We start from the raw sequence: 3,261 nt of genomic DNA on the forward strand, positions 1-3,261 counted from the left end.
AAAACCGAACCCCTAAACCACCGCCTTTATTAAAAATTTTAACCGGACACTAGTGTTCAATTCCTAAAATTTAAACCCACTCCTAGCAAATATTTCGTAACCGCACAAAGTCCCCAGCCCTTTGGGCCTGCTTGCTACCCTATGATTGGTTACAATATTTCCATTAATAGCCTTAATATCCTCTTGTTCTCAGACTGAGGTTAGAGAAGAACCGCCCGGATAAAAACAAAAACTTCACTTGTTATTTCAATCCGTTAGAAACAAACAAAAAAACATGTTGACAGCTAAAATTAAATAACTATATTGCTATATAGCAATATGGGGATAAAGCTATGAAACAATTTCTAAAGACAATGAAGGCCCTATCTGACCCAAATCGGGTCAAAATTATCAAGATGCTAGAACAAAGGGAAATGTGTGTCTGCGAGATTCGGGCCGCCTTGGGGCTGGCCCAGCCTACCATCTCCAAACACTTAAAAGTACTGGAAGAAGCAGGTCTTGTAGAAAGTAGCAAAAAAGGCATGTGGGTAAACTACAAGCTAGCCAGCGCTACCGATAATGATGACTCTATTTATGCCCGGACCATGCTTATGCATTTAAAGCAGTGGTTAAACGATGATCCGGAGATAAAAAAATTGCTTGGTTCATTAAAATACATATCTCGTGAAACTATTTGTAAAGAATAATTGCGGGTTATTTACCATAGTTGTCCGTGGACACACAAACCCATCTTAAATTCTAATAAAAAAGGGAGGGTGAAAAATGAAACCTCTGGAGAAAATCAACTGTGCTTGTGGGAATACTCCCGGGCCAAATAACAAACAAAAATCAGGCCTTGCTAAATACATAGCTCTTGTAATTCTGGCCTTTTTTTTATGGGTGATCATTTACACCCAGCTTCTTCGGTTTTCAAAATTCTTGGTTTTTGACCTTTTGGGTCTAGAACCTGGCACTCATCTAGGCGAGGCGCTCCTATTCTTTGCCTATGATACTCCAAAGGTACTCATGCTGATGAGCCTGGTCATCTTTTTTGTAGGCATTATCCGTTCCTTTTTTACTCCGGAACGAACCAGAAAAATCCTGGCCGGAAAAAAAGAATTCATAGGCAATATCATGGCTGCCCTTTTGGGCATAGTTACTCCGTTTTGTACCTGTTCTGCCGTGCCATTATTTATCGGCTTTGTAACAGCCGGTATCCCTTTAGGTGTAACTTTTTCCTTTCTAATCTCCGCGCCCATGGTTAATGAAATTGCCGTGGTTCTTTTATACGGCCTTTTAGGCTGGAAAATCGCAGCCATTTACATGGGTACGGGTTTATTGGTGGCCATTGTGGCCGGCTGGGTTATTGGTCGCCTGTCCATGGAAAGACACATCCAGGATTGGGTTCTAAAAATACGAACCAGTGCCGATGATGTGCCGGAAGATACAAAGACCTGGGAAGACCGCATTCGCTATGCCGCCCATACGGTTAAAGATATCGTGGGCAAAGTCTGGATCTATTTAGTGCTTGGCATTGCCGTGGGCGCTGCCATTCACGGTTATGTGCCGGAAAACTTCATGGCTTCTATAATGGGCAAAAACACCTGGTGGTCAGTACCTGTGGCAGTATTAATCGGCATCCCCATGTATTCTAATGCAGCCGGCATAGTACCCGTTGTTGAGGCGCTTTTGGGTAAAGGCGCAAGTTTAGGCACAGTGCTGGCCTTTATGATGAGTGTTATTGCCCTGTCTTTTCCGGAGATGGTCATCCTGCGCAAGGTCCTGAAAGTAAAACTTATCCTTACATTTATTGCAGTTGTTGGCTCAGGGATTTTAATTGTTGGTTATTTATTTAATTATCTGATTTAACGGGAGGAAAAAATTATGGAAATCAAAATCCTGGGTACTGGTTGCCCAACCTGTCAGAAAACAGCCAAAATAGTTGAAGAAGCTGTACAAGAAGCCGGAATTGAGGCCAAAATCGAAAAGGTTACCGACATTCAGGAAATTGCCAGCTATGGCGTGCTGTCTCCTCCGGGCATAGTTATTGATGGCGAGGTCAAGTCCACAGGCAAAGTGCCCACAAAAGAAGAAGTGCTGTCATGGCTGGGATGAATTTAAGGAACTGGATAATTAACCATAAGAACCGTGGTCCCGCTTTAGGCGGGACCCAAAATGACGTAACCAGGACATCGAAACGGATGCACCCGTGGAAAAATTAACATCTTAGCGTTTTAGTCTTAAAAGAGATAAAGATGACCAAAATCAAGATGGAAATTTATGTTCCCTTTTTGGGCTGTGGCTGCAGGCCAGGAATGAAGATAGACAGCAATCTGGAAAAACTGCAGCAAACTCTCATCAAATTGAAAAAAAAATATAAAAACGACATTACTTACCTTATATACTCTTTGAATTTACATCTAAATCGCTTTCGGGAACGCAAAGAACTTGTGCACATCTTGCAAAATGAGGGAGATTCCGGCCTGCCTGCTATTTTCATCAATGGAAAAATGGTCTTCCACGGCCATTATCCAAATTATGAAGAACTGGAAACGGCCTTAAACAAATAAAGTTATCAAAAAACTACTCTATTTTAGCTTAAAACTTTTTAGCAGATGCGGGTAAAAAGACTTTACCTGGTTCTTGCGTAAAAATATTGTAAGGTAGATACATGAAGTTTACACCAGATATTCTTCAGGCTCCTGACGAGGAATTGGTTTGTTATTGCTCTGGTATAAGCAAAGGACAAATCAAAGAAGCTATCCAAAAGGGAGCCAGGAGTTTACAAGACATTAAAGAAGTAACCGGGGCTTGCACTATAAGCAGATGCAAGGAATTAAATCCACGCAAAAGGTGATGCTCCAAGGAAATCAAGGCCCTCCTCGGGCAGGAGGACAGTGGTGCATCCGATGGCTGCACTTGGGTTGAGCAGTTGAGTAGGTGAGTAGAGATTTAGCCTGGCCAATTAAGACAGCCTGATTGTTAACTGTGACAAGAATCCGGGCTTAGCTTACTGCCTCAACTTTTGGGCTCATTTAATAAATATACATATATTGTAATCTCAGCGATGTTAAAGGCCCTGTTTTCTGAAATACATTACAAATGGGTTGGGTAACACATCTTGGCAAAGCTTGCGGGAAAGCTGTGCATAGGGAGGCTATTTAATCAAATTTTCGAGACACATCATAAATACAAAAAAAGACACTAAGTAACATTTAACTAACGATCCCCTTTATGCATCCCGCACCCACTTTGTAAGCGGTAACTTTTATTTACAAATCT

The 3,261-nt window shown here is 41.7% G+C and carries 5 protein-coding genes; all 5 read left to right on the forward strand.

Features of this window, described 5'->3' with window-relative positions:
* Nucleotides 1-332: 332 nt before the first annotated feature.
* The 5 genes from AC3WVG_RS11190 to AC3WVG_RS11210 all read left to right on the forward strand — a co-directional run bounded on the left by AC3WVG_RS11190 (nucleotide 333) and on the right by AC3WVG_RS11210 (nucleotide 2,836).
* Nucleotides 333-686 (forward strand): ArsR/SmtB family transcription factor, encoded by a 354-nt coding sequence (locus tag AC3WVG_RS11190; RefSeq protein WP_488798201.1) that lies wholly within the window; start codon nucleotides 333-335, stop codon nucleotides 684-686.
* Nucleotides 687-762: 76 nt separating this feature from the next.
* Nucleotides 763-1,848 (forward strand): permease, encoded by a 1,086-nt coding sequence (locus tag AC3WVG_RS11195; RefSeq protein ID WP_488798202.1) that lies wholly within the window; start codon nucleotides 763-765, stop codon nucleotides 1,846-1,848.
* 15 nt (nucleotides 1,849-1,863) lie between these two features.
* Nucleotides 1,864-2,094 (forward strand): thioredoxin family protein, encoded by a 231-nt coding sequence (locus tag AC3WVG_RS11200; RefSeq protein ID WP_488798203.1) that lies wholly within the window; start codon nucleotides 1,864-1,866, stop codon nucleotides 2,092-2,094.
* A 140-nt stretch (nucleotides 2,095-2,234) separates the two neighbouring features.
* Nucleotides 2,235-2,549 (forward strand): arsenic metallochaperone ArsD family protein, encoded by a 315-nt coding sequence (locus AC3WVG_RS11205; RefSeq protein WP_488798204.1) that lies wholly within the window; start codon nucleotides 2,235-2,237, stop codon nucleotides 2,547-2,549.
* 101 nt (nucleotides 2,550-2,650) lie between these two features.
* Nucleotides 2,651-2,836 carry a (2Fe-2S)-binding protein gene (locus tag AC3WVG_RS11210; RefSeq protein ID WP_488798205.1) on the forward strand — a complete coding sequence of 62 codons (186 nt, stop codon included), beginning with the start codon at nucleotides 2,651-2,653 and terminating at the stop codon, nucleotides 2,834-2,836.
* Nucleotides 2,837-3,261 lie beyond the last annotated feature (425 nt).

Source organism: Desulfovulcanus sp. (assembly GCF_982781345.1).

Bases quoted from the DNA above. Each gene is read 5' to 3' on its own strand.
- AC3WVG_RS11190 (WP_488798201.1), top strand. From the start codon at position 333: ATGAAACAATTTCTAAAGACAATGAAGGCCCTATCTGACCCAAATCGG.
- AC3WVG_RS11200 (WP_488798203.1), top strand. From the start codon at position 1,864: ATGGAAATCAAAATCCTGGGTACTGGTTGCCCAACCTGTCAGAAAACA.
- AC3WVG_RS11205 (WP_488798204.1), top strand. From the start codon at position 2,235: ATGACCAAAATCAAGATGGAAATTTATGTTCCCTTTTTGGGCTGTGGC.
- AC3WVG_RS11210 (WP_488798205.1), top strand. From the start codon at position 2,651: ATGAAGTTTACACCAGATATTCTTCAGGCTCCTGACGAGGAATTGGTT.
- AC3WVG_RS11195 (WP_488798202.1), top strand. From the start codon at position 763: ATGAAACCTCTGGAGAAAATCAACTGTGCTTGTGGGAATACTCCCGGG.